The organism is Shewanella sp. MF05960 (assembly GCF_050849305.1).
Taxonomy (GTDB): Bacteria; Pseudomonadota; Gammaproteobacteria; order Enterobacterales; family Shewanellaceae; genus Shewanella.
In genome coordinates, this window is the sequence record NZ_JBOZPS010000002.1 from 206907 (window position 1) to 233235 (window position 26329).

Genomic DNA, 26329 nt, shown 5'->3' on the forward strand with positions numbered 1-26329 from the left:
AAATAATGTTTATTCGGTTACACGCAATAACTAAATGCCAAATTTGTCACGCATGGTGTAATACCAGGCGCCTAATGCACTAAAGGGTACTCTCAGCGCATGGCCACCTGGGAACGGGTAATGTGGTAAAGCCGCAAACGCATCAAAGCGAGTCGCTTGGTTATTCAGCATTTCGGCAATTAACTTGCCAGCTAAATGAGTATAGGTAACCCCATGACCACTACAGCCTTGCGAATAATAAATGTTGTGTCCAATACGGCCGACTTGTGGCAAACGTGACAACGTCATTAAAAAGTTACCCGTCCAGGCGTAATCCACTTTAACGCCTTTTAATTGCGGAAACGTATTTAACAACTTAGGCATAATCAAGGCTTCAACGTTGGCCGGATCACGTGCGCCATAAACAACACCACCACCAAAGACAAGTCGCTTGTCGCCGGTAAGACGGTAATAATCTAACAGGTAGTTACAGTCTTCTACGCAATAATCTTGCGGTAATAAACTGGCCGCCATTTCATCAGACAGTGGTTCTGTTGTAATAACCTGAGTACCACAAGGCATTGATTTGGCTTGTAGCTCTGGGAGTAATTTACCCAAATAGGCATTACCCGCCACAACCACAAACTTACATTTAACCTGGCCTTGTGCAGTGTGCACAACTGGCGACTCACCGTCTTCAACGTTAATCACCGCTGAGTCTTCAAAAATTTGTCCGCCGAGCGATTCAACAGCACGGGCTTCGCCTAATGCTAAATTAAGCGGGTGAATGTGGCCGCCACTTTTATCGAGCAAGCCGCCTACGTATAAATCAGTATTGACCACATTACGAATGCCGTCTTTGTCGAGCATCTCTAAATGATTGTTATGCCCATGTGCTTCCCAGAGCTTTTTCTGCGACTGTAAATGGCCCATTTGCTTGGCGTTCATTGCCGCAAAGACACCGCCATCTTTTAAGTCACAATCGATATTGTATTTGGCAATACGCTCACGAATAATTTGGCCACCTTCAAACGCCATTTGACCAAATAATTTGCCTTGTTCTTTACCAACGATCTTTTCGATACTGTCGATGTCGCGACTAAAAGAATTGACGATTTGTCCGCCGTTTCGACCCGATGCGCCCCAGCCAATTCGGGCCGCTTCTAAGATAACCACTTTCATGCCGCTTTCTAATAAATGCAGCGCCGATGACAGCCCGGTATATCCCGCACCAATGATACAAACATCAGTTTCTATTGAAGATTCTAAACGAGGGCGTTCGACTTTATCATTAGCCGACGCAGCATAATATGAACTAGCGTGAGGTGTGGCGGACATAGCGCTTCCTTTATGGGTTCAAAACGAAATACAACTAGTTCATCGTACACTTAAGCATATTTAAAAACTAGCATTTAAAACGTAATTATTGACACTTTGTAGAATATATTTAACACCCTACGGTTCATAGCGTTAAAAAAAAGCCACACTCAAAAAGCGTGGCTTTCGTGCAATCAAATAACCAATGTTACTCCATCGCTTCTTTCGATTTTTTCTCGGCACGCCGCGCCAGGTACCACGACAAGAATGCCACCAATGACACACTTAAGATGATAATCGTAGCCAGCGCGTTAATTTTAGGCGATACCCCTAAACGTACTGACGAGAACACCACCATAGGTAATGTGGTTGAGCCAGGGCCAGAGGCAAAGCTAGCGATAACTAAGTCATCTAGCGACAAGCTAAATGACAAGAACCAACCGGCAATTAACGCCGGTGAAATCATCGGTACGGTAATTAAAAAGAAGGTTTTTAAGCGCGTAGCACCTAAGTCCATAGCGGCTTCTTCAATCGATAGGTCAAGTTCACGTAGCCTTGATGACACAACCACTGCCACATAAGCCGCACAGAACGTTGAATGGGCAATCCAAACGGTTAACATGCCCCTTTCTGCTGGCCAACCAAACAAATCAGCCATTTCAACAAACAGTAGTAGCAACGACAAACCGGTGATCACCTCAGGCATAACCAGTGGCGCAGTGATCATGTTAGACAATGTTAGCTTTGCCCACGAGCGGCGAAAACGCGTCATCACAAATGCGGCCATAGTACCAATCACTACCGCCATAGTCGCACTGTAAAAGGCGATACGTAAACTGGTCCATACCGCTCCAAGGATCTGATCATCTTGAAAAAGCTCACCGTACCATTTTGGCGAAAACCCACTCCAAACGGTAACCAGTTTCGATTCGTTAAATGAATAGATAACCAAAATAAACATCGGCGCATATAAAAACAGTAAGCCGACCCACAGCATCACTTTAGAGAAACTTAGCTTCTTCATACATCGTTCTCCATATTACGTGACTGATAACGGTGGAATAAGGTTATCGGAATAATCAACAGCGCTAGCATCACAATCGCAAGTGACGAAGCCACTGGCCAATCGCGGTTATTAAAGAACTCTTGCCACAACACTTTACCAATCATGAGTGAATCTGGGCCGCCCAATAATTCAGGGATAACAAACTCACCTACAGCAGGAATAAACACCAACATTGAACCGGCAACTACGCCACCCATTGACAATGGCAAGGTGATTTTCCAAAACGTGTTAATACTGCTAGAACCCAAATCAGATGCGGCCTCAATTAAACTTAAGTCCAATTTCACTAATGTGGCGTACAAGGGCAAAATCATAAACGGCAAGTAGGCGTAAATAATCCCTATGTATACGGCAAAGTTAGTATTGAGCATTTGGATAGGTTCAGAAATCACCCCTAACCACATTAAGGCGTTATTGATTAAACCGTTGTTACTTAAAATCCCCATCCAGGCATAAATACGAATCAGGAATGAAGTCCATGACGGCAACATCACCAGTAACAAAAACACCGTTTGTAAACGTGCCGGCGCTCTAGCAATAGCGTAAGCCATCGGAAAGCCTAAAATTAGGCAGCCCACAGTCGCCACAAACGCCATTTTTAATGAGGTGAGATACGCCATGTAATACATTGAGTCTTGCAGTAACAATAAATAGTTACCAAAATTCAGTGCAATATTGAGCATCTCATCAGCATAACTGAATGTGGCTTCATAAGGCGGGATCGCAATTGCCGCTGACGAAAAGCTCAACTTTAATACAATCGCAAACGGCAGTGCGAAGAACATCAATAACCAGAGGTAAGGCACCCCCATGGTTAAATAACGACCTTTAATTATTTTCAGTGGATTCTTCATGAGTTTAATACAACCCCGCTGCTGTCTTCCCAACTGATGTACACCTCATCTTCCCACGTTGGGTGGTCAGCGCGGCGTTCGCGGTTAATCATTGAGCATTGTACAATTTGCTTGTTTTTGAGCTTGATATAATAAACAGACAATCCGCCAAGGTAGGCAATATCGTGTACTACGCCATGTGCCCAGTTGTATTCACTTTCTGGTTTTTGGCGAGTAATAATGGTTTTTTCAGGACGCAGGGCCAAAAAGATATTTTTATTCTCAAGGCTGGTTGAAATACCATGGCCGATATAAAACTCACGGTCCAGAGTAGTTGACTTAATAATGGCGTGGTCGACTTCATCGGCAATAATCTCACCTTCAAATAAGTTCACAGTACCAATAAATTCTGCCACTAGGCGGCTAGCAGGAGACTCGTAAATATCCATTGGACTGCCAGTTTGCGCAATCCAGCCTTCATGCATAATTGAGATACGGCCCGCCATGGTCATGGCTTCTTCTTGGTCGTGAGTTACCATCACGCACGTTACGCCTACGGCTTCTAAAATATCAACCACTTCTAACTGCATTTGGGTACGCAGTTTTTTATCTAATGCGCCCATTGGCTCATCGAGCAATAACAATTTAGGGCGTTTAGCAAGCGAACGAGCCAAGGCGACACGTTGGCGTTGACCACCCGATAACTGATGCGGTTTACGTTTACCGTATTTTTCCATGTGCACCAGTTTAAGCATTTCTTTTACACGTACTTCAATGTCCGCTTTTGGCATTTTGTCTTGCTTAAGACCAAAAGCAATATTTTGCTCAACGGTCATGTGCGGAAATAATGCATAGGATTGAAACATCATGTTAATAGGACGTTCGTACGGCGGCATGTCGGTAATGTCGACACCATCTAAGAAAATACGGCCTTCAGTCGGTTTTTCAAAGCCAGCTAACATGCGCAGCAATGTTGACTTACCAGAGCCTGAGCCACCTAATAGGGCAAAAATCTCACCTTGATTAATCGTCAATGACACATCGTCAACGGCACGCACATCATCAAACAGCTTGCTTACACGTTCAATCTTAAGCAGGACTTTTTCTTGCGTCTTTGTGGTTGGTTTATTGGTGACGCCCGAGGTGTTTCCCATAATACTGCTCCGCCTTTTGGAGTATGTGTACCATAACAATCTACGTTGTTATGCGCACACTTAACCATTTTGTAAAGAGGCTAAATTAGCCAAATAAAGTTTACAAATAACTGTAAAAAGTAGGGCGAGTGACCTCGCCCTAGTGCTTCAGTTTATTGACCTGATTTCACTTTTGTCCAAGCGCGGGTAACCACACGTTGAATTTTTAATGGACGAACATCACCAATGTATAACTTATCAATTACCGACTGAGGTGGGTAAATGGCTGGGTCGTTACGAATGGCTTCATCAACAAGCGCTTGCGCTGGAACGTTAGCGTTGGCATAAGCAACATAGTTACTGATTGGCGCAATAACTTCAGGACGCATTAAGTAGTTAATTAACTTATGAGCGTTATCGACGTTAGTGGCATCTTGTGGGATGGCTAACATGTCAAACCATAGGTTGGCACCTTCTTTAGGGATAGAGTAACCAATTTTGTTACCGTTACCGGCTTCATCAGCACGCGCAGCAGCCTGGAATACGTCACCCGAGAAACCAAACGCGACACAAATGTCACCGTTGGCTAAATCAGAAATGTAGCGTGAAGAATGGAAGTAAGTCACATAAGGACGCACTTTGGCTAATACTTCCGCGGCTTTTTCATAATCAGCAGCATTTTTGCTGTTAGGGTCTAGACCTAAATAAATAAGCGCTTGTGGCAACATATCGTCAGCAGAATCAAGCATAGAGAAGCCACATGAACCGATTTTTTCAGCGTATTTTGGATTAAAAATAAGCTCTAAAGAGTCAAATGGTGCATCTTCACCTAAAACGGCTTTAACTTTATCGATGTTGTAACCAATACCATTGGTACCCCATAAATAAGGCACTGCATGCTCATTGTTTGGATCGGCTTTTTGTAACTGTTTCATTAAATCGGGTTTTAAGTTGGCATAATTAGTCAACTTAGTGCGATCAAGCTTTTGAAAAGCCCCGGCAATCACTTGCTTAGCCAAAAAGTGGTTTGACGGCACAACAATATCGTAACCGCTGCGGCCAGATAATAATTTTGCTTCGAGCACTTCGTTGCTATCAAATACGTCATAAATGACTTTAATGCCAGTTTCTTTTTCGAAATTAGCTAATGTATCTTCGGCGATGTAATCTGACCAATTATACATTTTGACCACTTCCTCGGCCTGAATAGCAGTGCTTGAAAACACACTTGCAGTAATGAGGGCCAATGTGGATAGTTTGTTTAGTAGCTTCATACTTTCTCCCTTTTGGATAATGGTCAGTTATTGCTGACATTAGTTTTTTTCGCTAGCTATACCAGCGTGTAAAATCTTCTTTCTATTGAAAGAAATTATCCAATGCTACAACTTAACTATGCATCGGTATGATTACAGTAACGGCATGCGCTCCCATAATTTTGCGGATTTTATCAAAATCATTTTCGATTACTAGAGCGTAAAAATGTTTTTGGGTAAAAAATCACTATTTTACAATATTCATTCACAATAATTGGCGTTATTTGCCTTGAATGAACTGGTAAGTATCGTTTAATGCTTGGGTTGCCATGGCCACTAACGCATCGATTTCACTGTGGCTGATGGTTAATGGTGGTGAAATGATCATGGTGTCGCCAACAGAGCGCATCACCAGGCCATGCTTAATACACGCGTCGCGGCAAACCGTGCCCGCGCCAACGCTAGCATCAAATCGTTGATGAGTGGTTTTATCTTGCACCAGCTCAATGGCGGCGACCAACCCAATACCGCGCACCTCACCCACTAAAGGATGCTCGGCTAATTGTTGTAAAGCCGACTGCAAATAGGGTGAGGTATCTGTTGCAACTCGCTCTACTAGTTGCTCTTGCTCAATAATACGGATGTTTTCTAGTGCCGCTGCGGCAGCAACAGGATGACCGGAATAGGTAAAACCGTGGGTAAACTCGCCACAATCTTGCTTAATCACATCTGCTACTCTGTCTGACACAATCACGCCGCCCATTGGCACATAACCCGAGGTCATGCCCTTAGCAATCGAAATCAAATCAGGCTGTAAATCAAAGTATTCAGCGGCAAACCATTTACCGGTACGGCCAAAACCGCTGATCACTTCGTCAAGAATGAATAAAATATCGTATTTAGCCAAAATACGCTTAATTTCTGGCCAATAAGTAGAGGGAGGAATAATGACCCCACCCGCACCTTGAAACGGCTCGGCAATAAAGGCCGCGACATTGTCTTCGCCTAACTCAAGAATTTTTGCTTCAAGTGCTTGCGCGGTTTGTAAGCCAAAGGCTTCTGGCGTTAACCCCTTACCTTCGCCGTACCAATACGGCTGGGCAATATGTACGACACCAGGAATAGGTAAATCACCTTGCTCATGCATACCCGACATGCCACCTAAACTGGCACCCGCAACGGTAGAACCGTGATAAGCATTCACACGACTAATAATGGTTTTCTTATTAGGTTTACCTTTAAGGTCCCAGTAACGGCGCACCATGCGTAAGTTGGTGTCGTTCGACTCAGAGCCAGACCCGGTAAAAAACACATTGTTCATGTGGGCAGGTGCTAATGAAGCAATTTTTTGCGCTAATTCAATCGCTGGAGGGTGTGAACATTGAAAAAAGCTGTTGTAAAAGGGCAGTTGTTGCATTTGCTTAGCGACGGCATCAACAATAGATTGACGACCATAACCCACGTTGACACACCATAATCCCGCCATTGCGTCGAGCAATTTATGGCCCATGATGTCCCATAAATAAACCCCATCAGCACGCTCAATAACACGGGTACCTTTTTCGGCTAAGCCTTTTGAATCTGTAAACGGATGGATAAAATGTTGCTTATCTGCCGCTTGTAAATTATCGAGCTTTTGCTGCTGGCTTACTAATGGGGTCGACATACTTGTATCCTTTAAAGCAGCTAGCAAACACAAGGCATCGACTAGCTGTTTATTGACTACCAGAACCATCATCATTAATGATGGTTCTTTTACGTTTAATCATGCGAATAACTTACTTGTTGTATACCGTAACTATACGGTTAACAACAAGAACTCACGTTCCCATGAACTCACAACACGACGGAAGTTTTCAAGCTCAGCTTGTTTTACCGCCACAAATGCAGTGGTGAACGACTGGCCTAAATATTCAATACACGCTTCACTTTCTTGCATTGCCATTAGCGCTTCTTCTAATGTCACTGGTAAGTAGTTTTCGTTATTGGTACGGCTTTCGTTCGCACGGCCTGTCACTGGCGTCGACGGACGTAAGTTTTTATCCATACCAATAAAGCCACATAATAAGCTCGCGGCAATTGCAAGGTAACAGTTTGAGTCTGCACCAGGGATACGGTTTTCGATACGACGGTTTTGCGGCGACGACTCAGGAATACGTAAACCACAAGTGCGGTTTTCAACGCCCCACTCTAAGTTTACTGGTGCTGATGTACCCGGTAAAAAACGACGGAACGAGTTAGCATTAGGCGCCATTAGTGGTAACAACTCAGGAATATACGTTTGCAAACCGGCAATGTAATTTAAAAATAACTGGCTTTGAGTCCCATCTTCTTTGGTGAAGATGTTTTTGCCGGTTTTCTTGTCGATCACACTCTGGTGAATATGCATGGCACTGCCAGGCTCGTCGGTTACCGGTTTAGCCATAAACGTCGCACACACATCATGCTTTAAGGCGGCTTCTCTTAAAGTACGTTTAAATACAAATACTTGGTCAGCGAGTGCCAATGGGTTGCCATGGCTGAAGTTGATTTCCATTTGCGCTGGACCATCTTCGTGGATCAAGGTATCAATATCTAAACCTTGCGCTTCACACCAATCGTACATGTCTTCAAACAGTGGATCGTATTCGTTAGCAGCATCGATAGAGAAAGACTGACGGCCAGCTTCAGGACGACCAGAACGGCCAATAGGTGGCTTTAATGGTAAATCATGATCGTCTGAACGCTTAGTGAGATAAAATTCCATTTCTGGGGCAATAACAGGTTCCCAACCTTTATCTTCATAAAGTTTAAGAACCTTTTTTAACACGTTACGAGATGACAACTCAATTGGGTTACCCATGCGATCATAACAATCGTGAATAACTTGCGCAGTTGCTTCAACCGTCCACGGCAACATGAAAACAGCGTTTTCGTCTGGTACACACACAAAATCGATATCTGCATCATCAAGTAATGAATAGAAAATCTCATCATTAATATAGTCACCGGTGACCGTTTGCAACAACACACTTTCAGGAAGTCGCATCCCTTTCTCGTCGATAAATTTAGCAACCGGCGCAATTTTTCCGCGTGCAATCCCAGTAAGATCACTAATAACACATTCTACTTCGGTAATTTTATTGTCTTTCAAAAAAGCGATTAACTTATCCATTTTTATCTCTCTTGTGTTGCCGCATGTTGTCTGCAAGCTTGTCCGAATGCCTCGAAAATTGCAGTATAGAATGCATTTTCGGTTACTTTCCATTCTGGATGCCACTGGACACCTAATGCAAAATTTTTCGCATTTTTCACTGAAAATGCTTCGATTAATCCGTCCGGAGCAAATGCTTCTGGCTGTAACCCATCACCTAGGCGCTCCACGCCTTGAGTATGAACAGAGTTGACCTCTGCAGTGTCACAGCCCCATGCATCGTGAAGAAGCCCGCCGGTAACCAAATTAACTTGATGTGATAAGCCATATTGCACATCAAGTGGTGCATGCTTATCTTCTCTATGTTCAATAAATGTGCCAACTTCATGCAATTTTTGATGCAGACTGCCACCATACACAACGTTCATTTCTTGAAAGCCGCGGCAAATACCCAATACAGGAATACCTGCTTCAATAGCCGCTTTAATTAACGGTAATGTGGTTGCATCGCGCTTGGCATCATGGTGTGTGCCAGCCTCACTAGGCTTGCCCTGATAATGATGGGGTTCAACGTTAGACGGAGAGCCTGTAAACAAAATGCCATCGAGGCGAGAAAGCAGATCTTTTGTTGGTAATTCAATACCTAAAGACGGGATAACCAAAGGAAAACCTTTGGCGCCATTAACCACACTTAACAAATATTTTTCGCCTACGATATTAAATGGATGTAGGCCAATTTGTTGATTGCATGCTATTACCCCTATGAGGGGAAGACTTGATTGAGACATATCTCACCTTTGGCAAATATTGTGATGAACTTATTGTTTACGTGTTCATTTTTTCACACACTACACGGATTTTTTTAGCTAGGCAAGAGGATAACTGATGATAAAAATAACTTTTCAAAAAATAAAAACAAAACATAATTAAAACAATCTGATAACTTTAAATCTACCACTGAGTCCAAAAAGTAAAACGGGGATAGAATTCGCTAACAACCGAGGTCAATTGCGCCAAAATGGGGAGTGCATTGCACAAAAAAGGTGAATTTATTGCTTTATATTATTTACACAAGATAGAAAATACTGATAGGAATACCAACATAAATAAACACAATCTCTGCCAAATCACCTAACAGAAAGTCATTCGGACAAAAACAAAAGGCATGATTGGATACAGCGTTATCTAGACGGGCTATCGAGCATTTAGTCGGTGCTTAAGCTGTAAACTACACCGTTAAAAAATGTACTGATCGCCCGCTGATATGGCCAAAGCAAAGTGATGAGCGACAGTAAAAATGTTGCTAATCATTAAAAGGTTCATCTTAAAACAAGCCGTTAAAAGTCGGCAGGGGTTGTGGCGCTCACTAAACGGCAGGGTTCATCAAACGGGTTACGAAAACGATGCGGTTGTTCACTATTAAAATAATAGCTATCGCCTTTTTCTAGAATAAACACTTCCTCACCAACGGTCACTTCGAGTCTACCCTCGACCACTATCCCGCCCTCTTCGCCTTCATGCTGTAACATTTCAGCGCCAGTGTCAGAGTTAACCGGATACGTTTCGCTCATTAATGACATCGCACGGCTAGGATAATCACGGCCAATTAACTTATACACTAAATCGCCAGTGCCAATATCGAGCAACTCATTGGCACGATAAACCACTTTTTGATCACCGATAGAGCCATCATCAATTGAGAAAAAATCCACTAACGACATGGGTATTCCAGCCAATACCTTTTTAAGTGAGCTCACTGACGGGCTAACACTGTTTTTTTCAATCATTGAAATTGTGCTGTTGGTCACCCCTGCACGCTTGGCTAACTCACGTTGTGAGAGACCTTTCAATTTGCGAACAGCTTTTAGGCTTGCACCAATGTCCAAATTCGTTCTCCTAGTTAGTGTGGATCAATTCCGACGTTAAGTGTTGTAGATTATTAACACATATACAACACACAATATTAATTAATCACGATAACACGCTTAAATCAAAGGAATTGTATTTTACATCAAATGAGTGTTAAATAAAATGCACACTTAGAGAGCGTTTACGCTTAATCGCCATTTGTTTAAAAGCTATTGGGAGCACGTAAATCAATAGCTTGGAGTCAGCATGCCAACTAAATCGCCTATCCACAGTCAACAGTACCCAGACTCCTTTTATGTTGCCACAGCAAAAGAGTTATTCGACTACCCAACATTAACCGAAAACATTGATGTTGACGTGTGTATTATCGGCGGTGGGTTTAGCGGAATTAATACTGCAATAGAGCTAAGACAACGCGGTTACAGCGTAGCTTTATTAGAGGCCAAACGTATTGGTTGGGGCGCATCGGGACGTAATGGCGGTGAACTAATCCGCGGAATAGGCCATGATGCAACCCAGTTTCGTAATGAAATAGGCAGCGAAGGGGTAAAATCCATTCAGCAAATGGGCTTTGAGGCTGTTGATATTGTGATTGAGCGTATTGCCGAGCACAACATTGAATGCGACCTGCAAATGGGTTATTGCGACCTCGCGGTAAAACCACGGCACATGGACGATTTAGCAGCAGAATATCAGGATCTTAAATCTCAAGGTTATCAAAAACCGATCACACTGCTTGATCGTAGCCAAATTGGCAAAGTGATTGGATCAGACTTTTACCAGGGTGCACTTGTTGATATGGGCAGCGGCCATTTACACCCGCTCAATTTAGCCTTAGGCGAAGCCCGAGTCGCACGAGAACTCGGCGCTCAGTTATTTGAACACAGCGCCGCAGAAAAAATCATTAAAGGTGACAAACCCAAAGTTATCACCGCACAAGGCCAGGTGACTTGCAATTATTTAGTCGTGGCAGGCAATGGTTATATTGGCAATACACTCAACCCTTATTTAGGCGGAAAAGTTTTACCCACAGGCACTTACTTACTTGCCACAGAGCCATTAACCGAACAGCAATGTGCCAGTATCATCCCGCAAAACATGGCTTTTGCCGACATGCGCGTAGCATTAGATTATTTTCATTTATCTGCAGACCGCCGTTTATTATTCGGTGGTTTATGTACTTATTCTGGTAAAGACCCAAAAGACATTGAAGCCGAATTAAGACCCAATCTTGAAAAAGTATTTCCACAACTTAAGGGAATCAAAATTGATTATGAATGGGGCGGCATGATGGGCATCGGCGCTAACCGTATGCCACAAATTGGTCGATTACCCGACGCAGCCAATATCTATTTTGCCCAGGCATATGCTGGTCATGGTGTTAACGCCACCCACATGGCCGCAAGATTGATTGCCGAAGCGATTAGCCAACAGTCACAACGCATTGATGTGTTTAATGACATAAAGCACATGACTTTCCCAGGCGGCCCCATGTTCAGATCGCCCATGCTAGCGGCTGGGATGCTGTACCACAGAATGAAGGATTTGCTATAGGTTGCGGGATTTACTGTGGGTTGGCAAAGGGGTCAACCTTTGTTTTTTTATGGCCTGCGGCCACACCAGACTTTTCAAACTTCGTTTGAAGTAAGATCGCAAGGTTCCACCCTGCACTGGCCAAATACTGCGTCATTCCGGCAATGCTTTTGAGCCGGAATCCAGGTGTTTGTTTTGCTTTGTGCTTTTTACTTTATGGCCTGCGGCCACTAACGTCGTGGCGCTTCGCCCACACCAGACCAAGAGGAAACCAACGGCTGTTCCCTCTTGGATCTCCCAGCCGCCACATCAAAATCATCTGAGAAGCGATAATTTCGCGACGTGGTTGAATCCAGCTTCTGACCGCGTTTGTAACCGTCTTCGGTCTTATTCGAAAATGCTAACGCTTCAGATGGGAGTCTGATGTGAATGGATTCACAAATGTCGTGGTGGCATGGATGCCAAGGAACGACCCTTCCCCTCCAAAGCTAGCTGGCTCTGATAGGCAGGATGCCTGAATGCCTTGAAGCACATGGATGTGCGTGAAAGGCCATGGCTAGCTCACGTCATTTTCTTCAACGGCCTCAACTTCAGAGTTTAATTTGGGCATTTAAAGCTCTTCTCGTCGTCCCGGCAATGCTTTTAAGCCGGGATCCAGGTGTTTCTTTATGCCTTGTGATTTTGACCTATAACCACAAATGTTGTGGTGGCATGCTCAGCTCACGTATTCTTTTGTAAAGAGTCTTCAACGGCCTCAAGTTCAGAGTTGAATTTGGGCATTTGAAAGCTCTTCTCGTCGTCCCGGCAGTGCTTTTAAGCCGGGATCCAGGTGTTTCTTTATGCCTTGTGATTTTGACCTATAACCACAAATGTTGTGGTGGCATGCTCAGATCACGTATTCTTTTATAAATAGTCTTCAACACCCTCAAGTTCAGAGTTGAATTTAGGCATTTGAAGCTAAGGCCAAATCATTTTGGACAAACTGGTTAATACTCTTCTCCTCGTCCCGGCAATGCTTTTAAGCCGGGACCCAGGTGTTTCTTTATGCCTTGTGATTTTGACCTATAACCACAAATGTTGTGGTGGCATGCTCAGATCACGTATTCTTTTGTAAAGAGTCTTCAACAACCTCAAGTTCAGAGTTGAATTTGGGCATTTAAAGCTCTTCTCGTCGTCCCGGCAGTGCTTTTAAGCCGGGATCCAGGTGTTTCTTTGTGCCTTGTGATTTTAACCTATAACCACAAATGTGTGGTGGCATGCTCAGATCACGTATTCTTTATAAATAGTCTTCAACGGCCTCAAGTTTAGAGTTGAATTTAGGCATTTGAAGCTAAGGCCAAATAATTTTTGGACAAAACGGGCTAACACTCTTCTCGTCGTCCCGGCAGTGCTTTTAAGCCGGGATCCAGGTGTTTCTTTATGCCTTGTGATTTTGACCTATAACCACAAATGTTGTGGCGGTATGCTCAGTTAACGTATTCTTTTATAAATAATCTTCAACGGCCTCAAGTTCAGAGTTGAATTTAGGCATTTAAAGCTCTTCTCGTCGTCCCGGCAGTGCTTTTTAGCCGGGATCCAGGTGTTTCTTTGTGCCTTGTGATTTTGACCTATAACCACAAATGTTGTGGTGGCATGCTCAGTTCACGTATTCTTTTATAAAGAGTCTTCAACACCCTCAAGTTCAGAGTTTAATTTAGGTATTTAAAAGCTAAGACCAAATCGTTTTTGGACAAAAGCGTTTTATAAAAGCCATTGTTTTAATTTACTTTTTACAAAATTTACTCTGTCCCTATGAATTTTCTCGTTAACGACTATGACATATGTGTAGTTAATTTTGTCTGACGTTTAAACATGATATGAGCGCGAATATGATCGTATGCATAGTTATAAATATAAGCGTAAATGGTAATAAATACCGTCACACTAATGTCTAACCAAAAAGCCTCAAACAGTGATATTTTAAGAATGAAAGCCATCACAGGTATTGTTAGCATCAATAGCCCACTTTCAAAAAGTGTAATATATAACACCCGCTGTTTTACGGTTCTTTGTTCACGAGACTCGGTATAAAACTTATCGAAAATGATATTGAAAATAAAATTCCAGCCCATGGCAATCGTCGCGATAGCTATCATAGTTCCTGAAAGGGACATCAATTCATGTTCGGTAAATATCATCAAACCGACTATTGAACCAACAACGGCAAGAAATTCAAACAAAACAGCATGGAATATACGCTCTAACGTAGACATAACAACCTCAACTCAATTAAAAAGCACCAAATACGGGTTTAATTCGAACGAGATTATGGCAATTAGAAACAGCTAACAAAAGTTAACAGCTATCACACTTCGTGATACCTTTATTCCAATAGGTCAAAAAAACAAGGTTGCTATGTATAGTTTTGAACAGCTGAAAATATTTATCACGGTATGTGAAACAGGCTCGTTTTCGGCAGCAGCACGAAAGCTTAAACGCGCTCAATCAGGGATTAGCAGTGCGATCTCAAATTTAGAAATCAGTATTAACCAAACCTTATTTGATCGCAGCGGCAATACACCGACCCTCACGAATGAAGGCGAAGCATTACTGCCTGTCGTAAAGGCAATCCTGCTGCAACAGCTGCATTTTGAGCAAAAGATTGCCTCGCTTGAATTACAGCACGAGCATGAGTTGGTTATCGCGATTGAAGAGAGTTTAATTAGTCCTGCATTATTGGCACATTTGGCGATTCTTGCTGATGAATTCCCTATTACCAATATTGAAATAATTGCCGAGTCCACTTTAGACATTGGCAAGCTTGTAGAAGATGGCAGCGCACATATTGGGATTGTGTATGCCGACGGAAAAATCCATCATCAAGTTGATTTCACTACTATTGGTTATACACGCTTTATCACGGTAGCTGCACCAAATCACCCACTATCCAGTAAGCAAAAAATTAAAGATATCGACCTACGCCACCACCGCCAAGTGGTGTTAAGGGCAACCGAGGGTCAAGAGCTCTGGTTCAGTTACGGTATTAGCTCTCAGCATTGGTATGCCAATAATCACACCATCATTAATGAGTTAACTCAGCAAGGAGTTGGTTGGTCTATTTTACCTGAGGAAATGGTGCAACCCGCTATTGATACAGGAAAGCTCATCAAGCTCGATATAGATTACGAGCCTAACGGTTGGATTAATACCCTTGATTGCCTCTCCAGTCGTCGACATGTTTTAGGCCCTGTTTACGAACGCGCCATGGCCTTGTTGAAAGAGTATATGAATCAGCAAAACCTCCATAACAGCTTTCATATTGATCATTAGTTTGAAACGTTTATTGATCAAATTTAAGAGAGTAGCAATGGACTAAAGGAGCTTGCTGACTACGAAACTTGCCCGATAACAATCACATCAAACATCGCAGTCTATCGTATTAGCTAGGTGTTTTTGACCCAACCAATGCTAAGTAAATATCTATTACCTTTTACAATTTTTGAAACTTGATGTTCACTTACATCTGGTCTAAATAGTTTAATCCGCTTTGTTTCATAAATTGGATTAGAGCAAATAAACTCACCACCTATATCTGCATTTTTGATTACTATATTTAATCGATAATGTTTACCCGATACAACTTTATCCGTATGCGGAGCGATTTCACTCCCTTCAGGAAATTTGAGCAGATAAGTATCGAATTTTACAGGCCTAGTTGCTCCACAAAGTAGCATTTTATCGTAACCCGATTTTTGCCTGCCTCGTTCCCAACGAAATAGTTTACTCAGATAAGACATACAGACTCTCGAAATCCTTGTGAGGTAGAAACAAGTTAACCATAATTTTTACCGTGGGTTAGAAAAAGGGTCAACCTTTGTTCATTTATGGCCTACGGCCACCAACGTCGTGGCGCTTCGCCCACATCACATCCATGGCCAGCTCACGTATTCTTTTATAAATAATCTTCAACGGCCTCAAGTTCAGAGCTGAATTTGGGCATTTGAAAGCTAAGAACAACTCGTTTATGGACAAAAGCGGGTTAAAAGTTACCTTTTTATTAAAGTTTACCCTGACCCCACTAAATTTTTGACCCCACTAAATTTAAAGAAAGCAGGATTATATTCACTAAGAGATGGATGGATCGCAGTTCATTATCCTAACCAAAAAGTGAGTTAGGAGTTCTAAATGAACCGCCCTCGGCAACATGCTCCTGCGTTGCTCTATCTCCTGAATCCGTTCAGTCGTGTGCGGAGCCGCATGCAGGGTGATGTGGGAGCTGGAGGCTAGATACCTTCGGCACCCGATTATATTGCGCTTACGCTCAACTCTCTTTTATGACGCAATTGAACACCAAGTAGCGTACCTAATAAAACAGCTATGACATGTAGCAAAGCTGGAATTAAAAATATCAAAGGCTCGATTGGTATTTCTAAGAAAATGTATAGTAAGACACTCACACTTAGATTCATAAACCAATAAACTGCCGCAACTAAAACTGCTTGTTTATACGGACTAGTTGTTTGCTTATAGCCTAAGTAAAAATACGCAATTAGAGAGATTACAAAACCTAGGACGTGAAGAGTAAAAATGAATGGCATACTTTGAGTCGCTTCACCAGAGCCAACAATCAGCGTAGCAATCGCAGATAAAACAACCAATAATAAATACAAGCCTACTGAAAAGAGCACAATCCTAGAGTATTTCACGATAATCCTTTAGCAATATAACGAGACTGTAGAATAACTCTAACAGCCAAATACAATTAAAAAACGTGCTCCTGAAATCAATCCTAGGCGCTTTTAAGACACTAGGTAATGCATTTGGAACCCATAAAATAGGCTATATTTTCTTAACAAAGAGTAATTCTACAGCCTCAACGCCAAAAGCAACGGCGGCGAAGCCGTCACGTTTGCCTTGCCTTGTTAGGCATTTTCAACTTCAGCAGTAACTTGATAATTATTGATAAAATAGATTGATCTAGCTGCGCCAACAAATAGTAATAGTTTGAATATGACAATGACACCTGGGAATTTTTCTAGATCAATATACATAATCACGATACCAAATAATTGGTGTACAGCTAGAGCTATTGGAGCCCAAAGCTTACGTTTATAGAGGTAGAAAGTGAAAATACTCATAAGGACTACATCTACTAGAAGCCATGGATCCAAGAGATAATTCAAAGTTTCATCTGTACTTGCCTGAAAGAATCCAAAAATAGCAAATGCTGCGGTGATCGCTATGACAAATATAGAAACCCACGTAGTCGTTTTTATTATGTGGTTTGCTGATTCGATATTATTCGGACCTTGTATTACAGCTTCGAAAAATTTCTGTGACATGTGGGATTTCCTATTGCCTAACGAGCCTGTAGAATTACTATTTTAGAAAAACAGTCTCAATATTTATTAAAAAATTAAGCCTCAAATTGCGTTGCTACGTGAAATCTGAGGAAATATTCCACTAGAAAGTGAGTTTGACGGGCTGTATGAACACAAAAATCACCTGCTATTTTTTACTTTAGAGTAATTCTACAGCCTCGACGCCTCATTAAGAGGAAATTTATAGTTGGCTAAAATAAGAGACGAAGGAGCAAAAGCCAACTGTTTTTTGTCCTTTTGAGCACCTTGTTATAAGCTAAATACTCAATACTACAACTTCTACTTTACCATGTTTATCATAAGGTTGAATTTGCATTTTTATTTGATGGTCATTGGTTAACTCTAACGAACTCTCAGAAGCTTTATATTTTCTATAAACGACATTAACAGCATTAATACCTAGAACCATCTTCCTTTCCAAGCGGAGAACTAAACCAAATGAAGTTGTAGCACCACCATTTGTTCTGTAAAGAATATAATTTTGATCACCAACCTTTAATCTATTTATTTCCTCGAAAGAATAATCCACACCTTTAGTTTTTATGTCCGAGTAATCCAGCTTGGCAAGAGTAAATGTTAAATAACAAGGAATAGCTAAACAAACCGAAATAATAATACCTATTACCTTAACCGATTTAGAGTCCCTTAACGTAGACCAAAAAAATGCAGAAATAGGTAAACTTATGGCTAACACCATAACAAAGAAATAATTGTATTTAGCATCAACAAACCTAAGTTCCCATGGAAAATCGATCATATTAAGGCAAGTTATCAAAGTAACAATAATTAGAAATATATTTGAGACTTGTTTCATGTGACCAAAACCTGAGTAGCGTATAACGCCCTGTTAATAAGTGAACCGAGTGCTGGCGGGCGATTTGCTCAGCAAATGGCATGACAACCTTGGTGAATCTGGATTTAGCAGCTTGTTATAAGGCTTATCCACTATCATTGGTAACCAAGTTCTCTTATTACTTCTTGTTTATCAATGCTAACTCTAAGTTGTACCGACTTCCCTCCACCAGGAGTGCTATTTAGCAAGTCACCTTTATGAGTAGCACGAATGGAAACATATTCATTAGATGGTTCTGTGAGTTCATAGTGTTCAATATCAACGATATAATCGCCACACTTCCAGCCTTTAACATTCATCAAATATTCTTTAGCTATTTCTATAGCCTCTGATTGATTTGCCTCTGATGGAAAAGCCATTTTTAAGCACATTAGAAAAATATAAATACGCGGTAAATGCATCAGAAGTTCGGTACCTTATAACGTTTTAGTATTTATGCGTTGCGCTGTTTGAAAGGCATAAATCGCTTGTTGGACTTGGCCGATGCCTAGTCCATATTAATTTGCATGCTTCATGCTATAGGAATTTGCTTTTTTTGATGCTGGCTCTGGGATACAGAGCAGTTTTAGTCTGTTGATATTGAGTAGCAGGTAAGTTTTTCATTGAAATTCCTTTTCATCATATTTTTCTATCTTACATCTTTAAGCCTAACGGTTTCAATGAGGATTATGTACTCGAATTTAATTGGGTCAGGGTAAACTTTTATAACAAGATAAGTTCTAAGTCACTATTGGCCTAACACGTAGTGTGCTTTAAAGATCCAAATTCACTCTGAACTTAATTCTACTCTGAACTTGAGGCCGTTGAAGAAAATAGCGTGAGCTAGCCATGGATGGCGGGCTAGCTTTAGAGGGGAAGGGACGCCCCATCTGAAGCGTTAGCATTTTCGAATAAGGTCGAAGAACACTAAGATGAAGTTAAAAGCTGGATCTGACCACGTCGCGAAATTATCGCTTTTCAGATAATTTTGATGTGGCGGCTGGGAGATCCAAGAGGGAACAGCCGTTGGTTTCCTCTTGGTCTGGTGTGGGTGAAGCGCCACGACGTTAGTGGCCGCAGGCCATAAGTACAAAAGTACAAAGCAAAACAAACACCTGGATTCCGGCTAAAAAACATTGCCGGAATGACACAGTATTTGGCCCGTGCAGGGTGGAACCTTGCGATCTTAATCTGGTGTGGGCGAAGCGCCACGACGTTAGTGGCCGTAGGCCATAAAGTAAAAAGCACAAAGTAAAACAAACACCTGGATTCCGGCTCAAAGCATTGCCGGAATGACGCAGTATTTGGCCCGTGCAGGGTGGAACCTTGCGATCTTAAGCGTTAGTGGCCGCAGGCCATAAGTACAAAGCAACACCTGGATTCCCGATTAACAGATTTTCGGGAATGACAGTGAATATAAGCATTCCCGAGATAACGATAATATTGAACCCTACTCTATTGGCAGTGCTGCATCTCCGCCCCATACCGCCCATGAACCATCGTATAATGCGGCTTGATGATGGCCTGCAACATAGGAGGCTAAAATCAAAATACAGGCGGTGATACCAGAGCCGCAACTGAATACGCGCTGGGCATTATTGCTGGTATCAAGCTTGGCAAAAATCGTGTGTAGCTCTTTAGTCGATTTCATTTTAAAGCCGTTTAACACCTGGGCAAACGGCAAGTTTAATGACCCAGGAATATGACCACTGCGCATGCCAACGCGTGGCTCGGGTGAAGTACCATTAAATCGCCCTGCAGCGCGGGCATCAATAATATCCACATTGGCATGGCCAAGGTGAGTTAACACAAATTCGGTGTCGCATACTTTATGTTGTAAAAAACGCCCTTTTATATCGCCAGCCTGAGTTGGACTCGCAAATTGGCGCACGGTGTCTTTACCTTCTGCACGCCACTGCGGTAAGCCGCCATCAAGCACAAATACTTTTTCGACCCCCATGGCTTTTAATGTCCACCAGGCACGTGGCGATGAATAAATACCTTGGTCATCGTAAATAACCACAGTGCTGTTATGAGTGATACCTAGGATTTGTGCGGCATCTGTAAATTGCTCTGGGGTTGGCATTGCGTGGGTTTGCGGTGAATGGTGATCAAATAATAGCTTATCAATTTGGCATGATATTGCACCGGGGATGACATATAGCTCATCGTAAACCAGTGGTTCTTTGCCCAGCACAACTTCCATGCTGGCATCGAGTATGACTAAATCGGGATCTTCAAGATGTAACGCCAGCCAATCTGTGGTCACTAAAGGAGAATTCACATTATACCTCACTATGTTCACTATATGGTTAAACCAATGGATGCTAGCTCAAGCGTTTTATTGCCGCTGTTTATCAATATAACGCTGAGTTAAGCAGCTTAAATAACTGAATAAAGTAATACCTACAGCATCGGCGACTAAGTCGATAATGTCTAATGTTCTTGATGGAATAAAGCCCTGGCTGATTTCTTCACTCAAGACGAATATTGACACTAGCACAGCACCGTAATAAAGCGGAATACGTCCGAGCGAAAAGTGTCGACTCTGTAACGCTAAATTGGCTACATAAGTTAATAAACCAAATAACAACATATGGCCAACTTTATCGCCATAAGGAATATGACGGATTAAGTCGAAAAAAATACTGTTGCCGCCAGTGTTAGCTAAATAAATGATCCATAAAATAAAACCGAAAAAACCAGCGCCAACAAAGATGGCTAATCGAGAATATAGAGTATGAGTCATGTCGCTTCATCCATGTATGACAGTGGAATTTGTAAGTAATTTTCGAGATTTTAGTGTACGCGAAGAGAACAAAAAGAGGCGTTAATTTTACTTAATAAAAAAGCCCTTTATTGCTAAAGGGCTTTGTTTACATCACAGAGATAATTACCGTTATAAAGCAATCCAGGTGGCTTTTAATTCGGTGTATTTATCAAATGCATGTAATGACTTATCGCGGCCATTGCCTGACTGCTTATAACCACCAAAGGGTGCGGTCATGTCGCCGCCATCGTAGTGATTAATCCACACCATACCACTGCGCAATGCTTTAGCGGTTTTATGTGCCTTGCTTAAGTTTGAGGTCCAAACCCCTGCGGCTAAACCGTAAATGGTGTCGTTAGCAATCTTAATCGCTTCTTCCATACCATCAAATTCGATTACCGATAATACTGGGCCAAAAATCTCTTCGCTGGCGATGCGCATGTCATTTTTAACATTACTGAAAATCGTTGGCTGCACATACATACCGCCCGTTTCTGCCATCACTTGCTTACCACCTGTCATTAATGTGGCACCTTGCTCACTACCGGTTTTAATGTAGTTAAGCACATTAGTCAGTTGTTGTTGGTCAACCATCGCGCCACAGGTGGTCGCAGGGTCTAGTGGATGACCCGGTTGCCAGCCTTGCATTTCTTCAATGATAAGCTGAATTAATTCATCTTTTACGCCAGACTCAACCAATAAACGCGATCCTGCGGTGCAGACTTCACCCTGGTTAAAAGCAATGGCGACGGCTGCGGCTTCTGCAGCGGCTTTTAAATCTGGCGCATCGTTAAACACAATATTAGGGCTCTTGCCACCCGCTTCTAACCACACGCGTTTCATGTTCGACTCGCCGGCATAAATCATCAGCTGTTTAGCAATTTTGGTTGAACCGGTAAACACCAACGTATCGACGTCCATGTGCAAGGCTAATGCTTTGCCCACGGTATGACCAAAACCAGGCAGTACGTTTAATACGCCTGCTGGAATACCCGCTTCGAGGGCTAATTGCGCCATACGAATAGCGGTTAATGGTGACTTTTCAGACGGTTTTAAAATGACACTATTACCCGTTGCAAGCGATGGTCCAAGCTTCCAGCAGGCCATAATCATTGGGAAGTTCCACGGTACAATCGCCGCGACAACACCTACCGCTTCGCGGGTGATCATGCCGATTTCGTTGTGTGCGGTTGGGGCAATTTCATCGTAAATTTTATCAATGGCTTCACCAGACCAGCGAATTGCGCGTGCTGCGCCAACCACATCTACACCTTTTGAGTGTTGAATAGGTTTACCCATGTCTAACGTTTCAAGTAATGCCATTTCATCAGCGTTGGCTTCAAGTAAATCGGCAAACTTAATCATCACCTCTTTACGTTTAACCGGCGGTAAATTTGCCCAGGTACCGGCTTCAAATACTTCACGTGCATTGGCAACAGCCGCATTTGCATCGACTAAGTCACAGCTAGCCACTTTAACTAATACGCGGCCATCGATTGGGCTAATACAATCAAAGGTGTCGCCAGACGCGGCTGATTGATATTTACCATTGATAAAGGCATTTCCGTTAATTTGCAAACTGGCTGCCAGTGCTTCCCAATCGCTACGACTTGTTGGAGTACTCATTGTGACCTCGAAATAATAAATGGATTGATAAGCATCGCGCCATGTGATGCCAAATAAGGATTTTTGTGTCGTTGCTTAATGAAAAATCGACACGGTTACATTACTGAATATTGTCACCTGATGATGCTTAACAGCAAGCTGTTTTCAATATATTTTACAAAACAGGTACATTTAGTTTAAATAAATGCACAAAACGCTTTAACGTTCATTATTTTTGACATAGCATAGCAAATATTCGTCACTCATAATTTAACCATTATGAGATGAAACAACAACCCACTTGTTACCAATGCAGAGTCGAAATATGAGCGAATATCAGCACAAAGGAACTGGCGATTTATCGCAAACATGGCCAAATATGGATCATTATTGGATGCCGTTTACTGCCAATAAACAATTCAAAACCAATCCACGGCTATTAGTGTCGGCGCAAGGAATGTATTACACCGACATTGCAGGTAACAAGGTGCTCGATGCGACTGCGGGGTTATGGTGCTGTAATGCCGGCCATGGCAGAGCGGAAATATCCGAGGCCGTCAGTAAGCAAATTAACCAAATGGACTATGCCCCCTCGTTTCAAATGGGTCATCCACTGGCGTTTGAGTTAGCCCATAAATTGAGTCAAATGAGCCCTGACGGATTAGACCATGTATTTTTTACCAATTCAGGCTCTGAATCAGTTGATACCGCCCTCAAAATGGCCCTTTGCTATCATCGTGCCAATGGCCAAGCGAGTCGCACACGCTTTATTGGCCGCGAACTGGGCTATCACGGCGTCGGCTTTGGCGGTATTTCTGTTGGCGGCATTAGTAATAATCGTAAAACCTTTAGCCAACAGCTGTTACAAGGTGTTGATCATCTTCCCCACACACTCGACATTGCTAATAATGCCTTTAGTCATGGTCTGCCGCCACACGGTTTAGACAAGGCTGAAGTGCTTGAACAATTGATTACCTTACACGGCGCCGAAAACATTGCCGCCGTCATCGTTGAACCTATGTCTGGCTCTGCTGGGGTTATTTTACCGCCACAGGGATACCTTAAACGGTTGCGAGAAATCACCCAGAAATACGGTATTTTACTGATATTTGATGAAGTGATCACCGGTTTTGGCCGCCTAGGTGCCGCCTTTGCCAGTGAACGCTGGCAAGTCACCCCAGACATGATTACCACAGCGAAAGCCATTAACAATGGCGCGATCCCAATGGGCGCGGTATTTGTGAGTAATACCATTCACGACACCTGCATGGACGGCCCTGACGAATTAATAGAATTTTTCCATGGCTACACTTATTCGGGCCACCCTGTGGCTGCAGCGTCAGCGTTAGCAACCTTGTCGATTTATGAAAACGAACAGCTGTTTGAGCGCGCAAAAAATCTTGAAACTTACTTTGAGCAAGCTGTACACAGCCTCAAAGGTTTACCCAACGTGATTGATATTCGTAACACCGGACTCGTGGCAGGCATTCAATTTGCTCCGAGCGACAAAGGCGTGGGTAAACGCGGCTATGGCATATTTGACCATTGTTTTAGAAACGGCGCATTAGTTCGCGCAACGGCCGACATCATTGCGCTGTCGCCGCCATTGATTATCGAGAAATCGCAAATAGATGACATGGTAAATCACCTTGCCGATGCCATTCACGCCGTGGGATAACCAATTTAATAACAAGGACAGAGTTCATGCTTAATATCAGCCATTTTGTGAATGGGCAACACACCCAAGCAAGCCAACGTACACAAACAATTTACGACCCCGCCACAGGTGAAGCTCGTGGTCTCGTGTCATTAGCCAGTCAAGATGACGTAGCCAATGCCATCAGTGCTGCTAAAACCGCATTTGAAACCTGGTCACAAGTCACGCCACTGAATCGTGCTCGCGTGTTATTTAAATTTAAAGCGTTGGTGGAACAGCATGTCGATAAATTAGCCGAATTGATTACCCTAGAGCATGGCAAAGTGCTCGATGATGCCAAAGGCGAAATTACCAGAGGCTTAGAAGTGGTTGAATTTGCCTGCGGTATTCCGCACTTATTAAAAGGTGAGCACACTCAGCAAGTGGGTGGTGGTGTTGATGCATGGTCGGTCAATCAAGCATTAGGAGTCGTGGCGGGGATTGCGCCGTTTAACTTCCCAGTGATGGTGCCCATGTGGATGTTCCCGATTGCCATTGCCTGTGGTAACACCTTTATTATGAAACCCTCAGAAAAAGACCCCAGCTCAGTGATGTTTATGGCCGAATTGCTTAAACAAGCAGGCTTGCCTGATGGAGTCTTTAATGTGGTTAATGGTGATAAAGAAGCAGTAGACGCTTTGCTCACCCACCCTGATATTAAAGCGGTTAGCTTTGTTGGCTCAACCCCTATTGCAGAGTATATCTATGCCACGGCATCAGCCCACGGCAAGCGAGTGCAGGCGTTGGGCGGTGCTAAAAATCACATGTTATTAATGCCTGATGCTGATTTAGATCAAGCTGTTAATGCATTAATGGGTGCAGCATATGGTAGTGCCGGTGAACGTTGTATGGCCATTTCGGTGGTATTGGCGGTGGGTGATATCGGCGACAAACTGGTCGATAAAATATTACCGCAGATTAGTGCATTAAAGGTCGGCAGCGGTATCACCCCTGAGATGGACATGGGACCGCTGATCTCGGCGCAGCATTTAGCCAAAGTACGTGACTATGTTGAAGCAGGCATTAATGAGGGCGCTAAATTGGTTGTCGATGGCCGCAACATCAGCATCAGCGACCACCAGCAAGGTTACTTTTTAGGTGCATGTTTGTTTGACCATGTCACCCCACAAATGAGCATTTACCAACAAGAGATATTTGGCCCAGTGTTGGCCATTGTACGAGTAGACACCTATGGCGAAGCACTAGCACTCATTAACCAACATGAGTTTGGTAATGGCACTGCAATATTTACTCAAAGCGGCCAGGCGGCGCGGCATTTTTGCCACCATGTTGAAGTGGGCATGGTTGGGGTGAATGTGCCAATCCCGGTGCCAATGGCTTTTCATAGCTTTGGCGGTTGGAAACGATCACTATTTGGTCCACTGCATATGCATGGCCCAGATGGCGTGCGTTTTTATACTAAACGCAAAGCCATTACTGCTCGTTGGCCGCAAGCAAAAGCCGACTCCAACGAGCCTTCGGCGTTCATTATGCCCACCATGAAATAAGGTCACATTATGAGTAAACACATTGGCGACATTACCTTATTTAGCAGCCAAACTACCGAGGTTGAGTCGTATCACTTAGCAGATGAAAAAAGAATAACGGCTAACCCGCTGCAGTCGGTACAAAATCATTTTGAAAGCCCGTGCAAGCAATTCAACGTTGGCGTGTGGCAAAGTGAAGCTGGCCGCTGGAATGTGAGCTACAGCGAATATGAGTATTGCGATATTCTCGAAGGTTGCAGCATCATTACCGACAGTCAGGGCAACAGTTTAACGGTCCAGGTAGGCGATAAATTTGTTATTCCCGCAGGCTTTATCGGCACGTGGGAAGTGATTGAGCATTGTAAAAAAATCTACGTTATGTTTGAGCAACAGCTTTAATAACCATAACGTTTAACCGCCATGCGGTACAGACAGAACCTAACGGTTTTGCTTCTGATAAGTG

The 26329-nt window shown here is 42.9% G+C and carries 23 protein-coding genes; 5 read left to right on the top strand and 18 right to left on the bottom strand.

The features are described from left to right. Positions 1 to 30: 30 nt before the first annotated feature. From ACROAE_RS02620 to ACROAE_RS02660, 9 genes are all read right to left on the bottom strand, one after another. The gene (locus ACROAE_RS02620; protein ID WP_432399367.1) at positions 31 to 1317 is read right to left on the bottom strand and encodes an NAD(P)/FAD-dependent oxidoreductase; all 1287 of its coding nucleotides are present in this window, start codon (positions 1315 to 1317) and stop codon (positions 31 to 33) included. Positions 1318 to 1504: 187 nt separating this feature from the next. Beyond that, positions 1505 to 2320, bottom strand: a complete 816-nt coding sequence (locus ACROAE_RS02625) for an ABC transporter permease subunit (RefSeq protein WP_432399368.1) — start codon at positions 2318 to 2320, stop codon at positions 1505 to 1507. Further along, positions 2317 to 3216: an ABC transporter permease subunit gene (locus tag ACROAE_RS02630; protein WP_432399369.1), complete on the bottom strand. Its 900-nt coding sequence runs from the start codon at positions 3214 to 3216 to the stop codon at positions 2317 to 2319. Before ACROAE_RS02630 ends, ACROAE_RS02625 begins: the two co-directional genes overlap by 4 nt. Continuing rightward, on the bottom strand, positions 3213 to 4349 hold the full coding sequence (gene potA / locus ACROAE_RS02635) for a polyamine ABC transporter ATP-binding protein (RefSeq protein WP_432399370.1): 1137 nt from the start codon (positions 4347 to 4349) through the stop codon (positions 3213 to 3215). The genes ACROAE_RS02630 and potA overlap by 4 nt, the downstream gene beginning before the upstream one ends. 152 nt (positions 4350 to 4501) lie before the next feature. Then, a complete protein-coding gene (locus ACROAE_RS02640; RefSeq protein WP_432399371.1) occupies positions 4502 to 5602 on the bottom strand; it encodes a polyamine ABC transporter substrate-binding protein in 1101 nt (366 codons plus the stop codon). A 259-nt stretch (positions 5603 to 5861) separates the two neighbouring features. Beyond that, positions 5862 to 7247 carry an aspartate aminotransferase family protein gene (locus ACROAE_RS02645; RefSeq protein WP_432399372.1) on the bottom strand — a complete coding sequence of 462 codons (1386 nt, stop codon included), beginning with the start codon at positions 7245 to 7247 and terminating at the stop codon, positions 5862 to 5864. Positions 7248 to 7379: 132 nt separating this feature from the next. After that, positions 7380 to 8735 carry a glutamine synthetase family protein gene (locus tag ACROAE_RS02650; protein ID WP_432399373.1) on the bottom strand — a complete coding sequence of 452 codons (1356 nt, stop codon included), beginning with the start codon at positions 8733 to 8735 and terminating at the stop codon, positions 7380 to 7382. Between the two features lie 2 nt (positions 8736 to 8737). After that, entirely contained in the window at positions 8738 to 9502 is a 765-nt protein-coding gene (locus ACROAE_RS02655) for a gamma-glutamyl-gamma-aminobutyrate hydrolase family protein (RefSeq protein WP_432399374.1), read from the bottom strand. 549 nt (positions 9503 to 10051) lie between these two features. Next, a complete protein-coding gene (locus tag ACROAE_RS02660) occupies positions 10052 to 10600 on the bottom strand; it encodes a cupin domain-containing protein (protein ID WP_432399375.1) in 549 nt (182 codons plus the stop codon). Between the two features lie 229 nt (positions 10601 to 10829). On the opposite strand from ACROAE_RS02660, the gene ACROAE_RS02665 reads away from it, so the two are divergent. Next, positions 10830 to 12137 carry an NAD(P)/FAD-dependent oxidoreductase gene (locus ACROAE_RS02665; protein ID WP_432399376.1) on the top strand — a complete coding sequence of 436 codons (1308 nt, stop codon included), beginning with the start codon at positions 10830 to 10832 and terminating at the stop codon, positions 12135 to 12137. A 1790-nt stretch (positions 12138 to 13927) separates the two neighbouring features. On the opposite strand, the gene ACROAE_RS02670 is transcribed toward ACROAE_RS02665, so the two are convergent. Then, positions 13928 to 14368, bottom strand: a complete 441-nt coding sequence (locus ACROAE_RS02670; protein ID WP_432399377.1) for a PACE efflux transporter — start codon at positions 14366 to 14368, stop codon at positions 13928 to 13930. Positions 14369 to 14510: 142 nt separating this feature from the next. Here ACROAE_RS02670 and ACROAE_RS02675 point away from each other — a divergent pair, with 142 nt between their 5' ends. Next, positions 14511 to 15425, top strand: coding sequence for a LysR family transcriptional regulator (locus tag ACROAE_RS02675; RefSeq protein WP_432399378.1), 915 nt, complete (start codon positions 14511 to 14513; stop codon positions 15423 to 15425). A gap of 113 nt (positions 15426 to 15538) precedes the next feature. Here ACROAE_RS02675 and ACROAE_RS02680 read toward each other — a convergent pair whose 3' ends face one another. The 8 genes from ACROAE_RS02680 to ACROAE_RS02715 all read right to left on the bottom strand — a co-directional run bounded on the left by ACROAE_RS02680 (position 15539) and on the right by ACROAE_RS02715 (position 22704). Continuing rightward, on the bottom strand, positions 15539 to 15892 hold the full coding sequence (locus tag ACROAE_RS02680; protein ID WP_432399379.1) for a 2OG-Fe(II) oxygenase: 354 nt from the start codon (positions 15890 to 15892) through the stop codon (positions 15539 to 15541). Between the two features lie 507 nt (positions 15893 to 16399). Next, a complete protein-coding gene (locus ACROAE_RS02685; protein ID WP_432399380.1) occupies positions 16400 to 16801 on the bottom strand; it encodes a hypothetical protein in 402 nt (133 codons plus the stop codon). 216 nt (positions 16802 to 17017) lie between these two features. Further along, positions 17018 to 17437, bottom strand: coding sequence for a hypothetical protein (locus ACROAE_RS02690; protein ID WP_432399381.1), 420 nt, complete (start codon positions 17435 to 17437; stop codon positions 17018 to 17020). Positions 17438 to 17732: 295 nt separating this feature from the next. After that, entirely contained in the window at positions 17733 to 18290 is a 558-nt protein-coding gene (locus ACROAE_RS02695; protein WP_432399382.1) for a hypothetical protein, read from the bottom strand. 134 nt (positions 18291 to 18424) lie between these two features. Then, positions 18425 to 18688 carry a hypothetical protein gene (locus tag ACROAE_RS02700; protein WP_432399383.1) on the bottom strand — a complete coding sequence of 88 codons (264 nt, stop codon included), beginning with the start codon at positions 18686 to 18688 and terminating at the stop codon, positions 18425 to 18427. 1070 nt (positions 18689 to 19758) lie between these two features. Then, a complete protein-coding gene (locus ACROAE_RS02705) occupies positions 19759 to 20592 on the bottom strand; it encodes a sulfurtransferase (RefSeq protein ID WP_432399384.1) in 834 nt (277 codons plus the stop codon). A gap of 57 nt (positions 20593 to 20649) precedes the next feature. Beyond that, on the bottom strand, positions 20650 to 21057 hold the full coding sequence (locus ACROAE_RS02710) for a VanZ family protein (protein ID WP_432399385.1): 408 nt from the start codon (positions 21055 to 21057) through the stop codon (positions 20650 to 20652). 150 nt (positions 21058 to 21207) lie between these two features. Further along, the gene (locus tag ACROAE_RS02715; protein WP_432399386.1) at positions 21208 to 22704 is read right to left on the bottom strand and encodes an aldehyde dehydrogenase; all 1497 of its coding nucleotides are present in this window, start codon (positions 22702 to 22704) and stop codon (positions 21208 to 21210) included. A 304-nt stretch (positions 22705 to 23008) separates the two neighbouring features. Between ACROAE_RS02715 and ACROAE_RS02720 the strand changes: the two genes are divergently transcribed. From ACROAE_RS02720 to ACROAE_RS02730, 3 genes are read left to right on the top strand one after another with little or no spacing between them, the layout of a single operon-like run. Beyond that, positions 23009 to 24361, top strand: a complete 1353-nt coding sequence (locus tag ACROAE_RS02720; RefSeq protein WP_432399387.1) for an aspartate aminotransferase family protein — start codon at positions 23009 to 23011, stop codon at positions 24359 to 24361. A gap of 26 nt (positions 24362 to 24387) precedes the next feature. Then, positions 24388 to 25887 carry a CoA-acylating methylmalonate-semialdehyde dehydrogenase gene (locus ACROAE_RS02725; protein WP_432399388.1) on the top strand — a complete coding sequence of 500 codons (1500 nt, stop codon included), beginning with the start codon at positions 24388 to 24390 and terminating at the stop codon, positions 25885 to 25887. 9 nt (positions 25888 to 25896) lie between these two features. After that, positions 25897 to 26265: a cupin domain-containing protein gene (locus ACROAE_RS02730; RefSeq protein WP_432399389.1), complete on the top strand. Its 369-nt coding sequence runs from the start codon at positions 25897 to 25899 to the stop codon at positions 26263 to 26265. Positions 26266 to 26329: the final 64 nt, after the last annotated feature.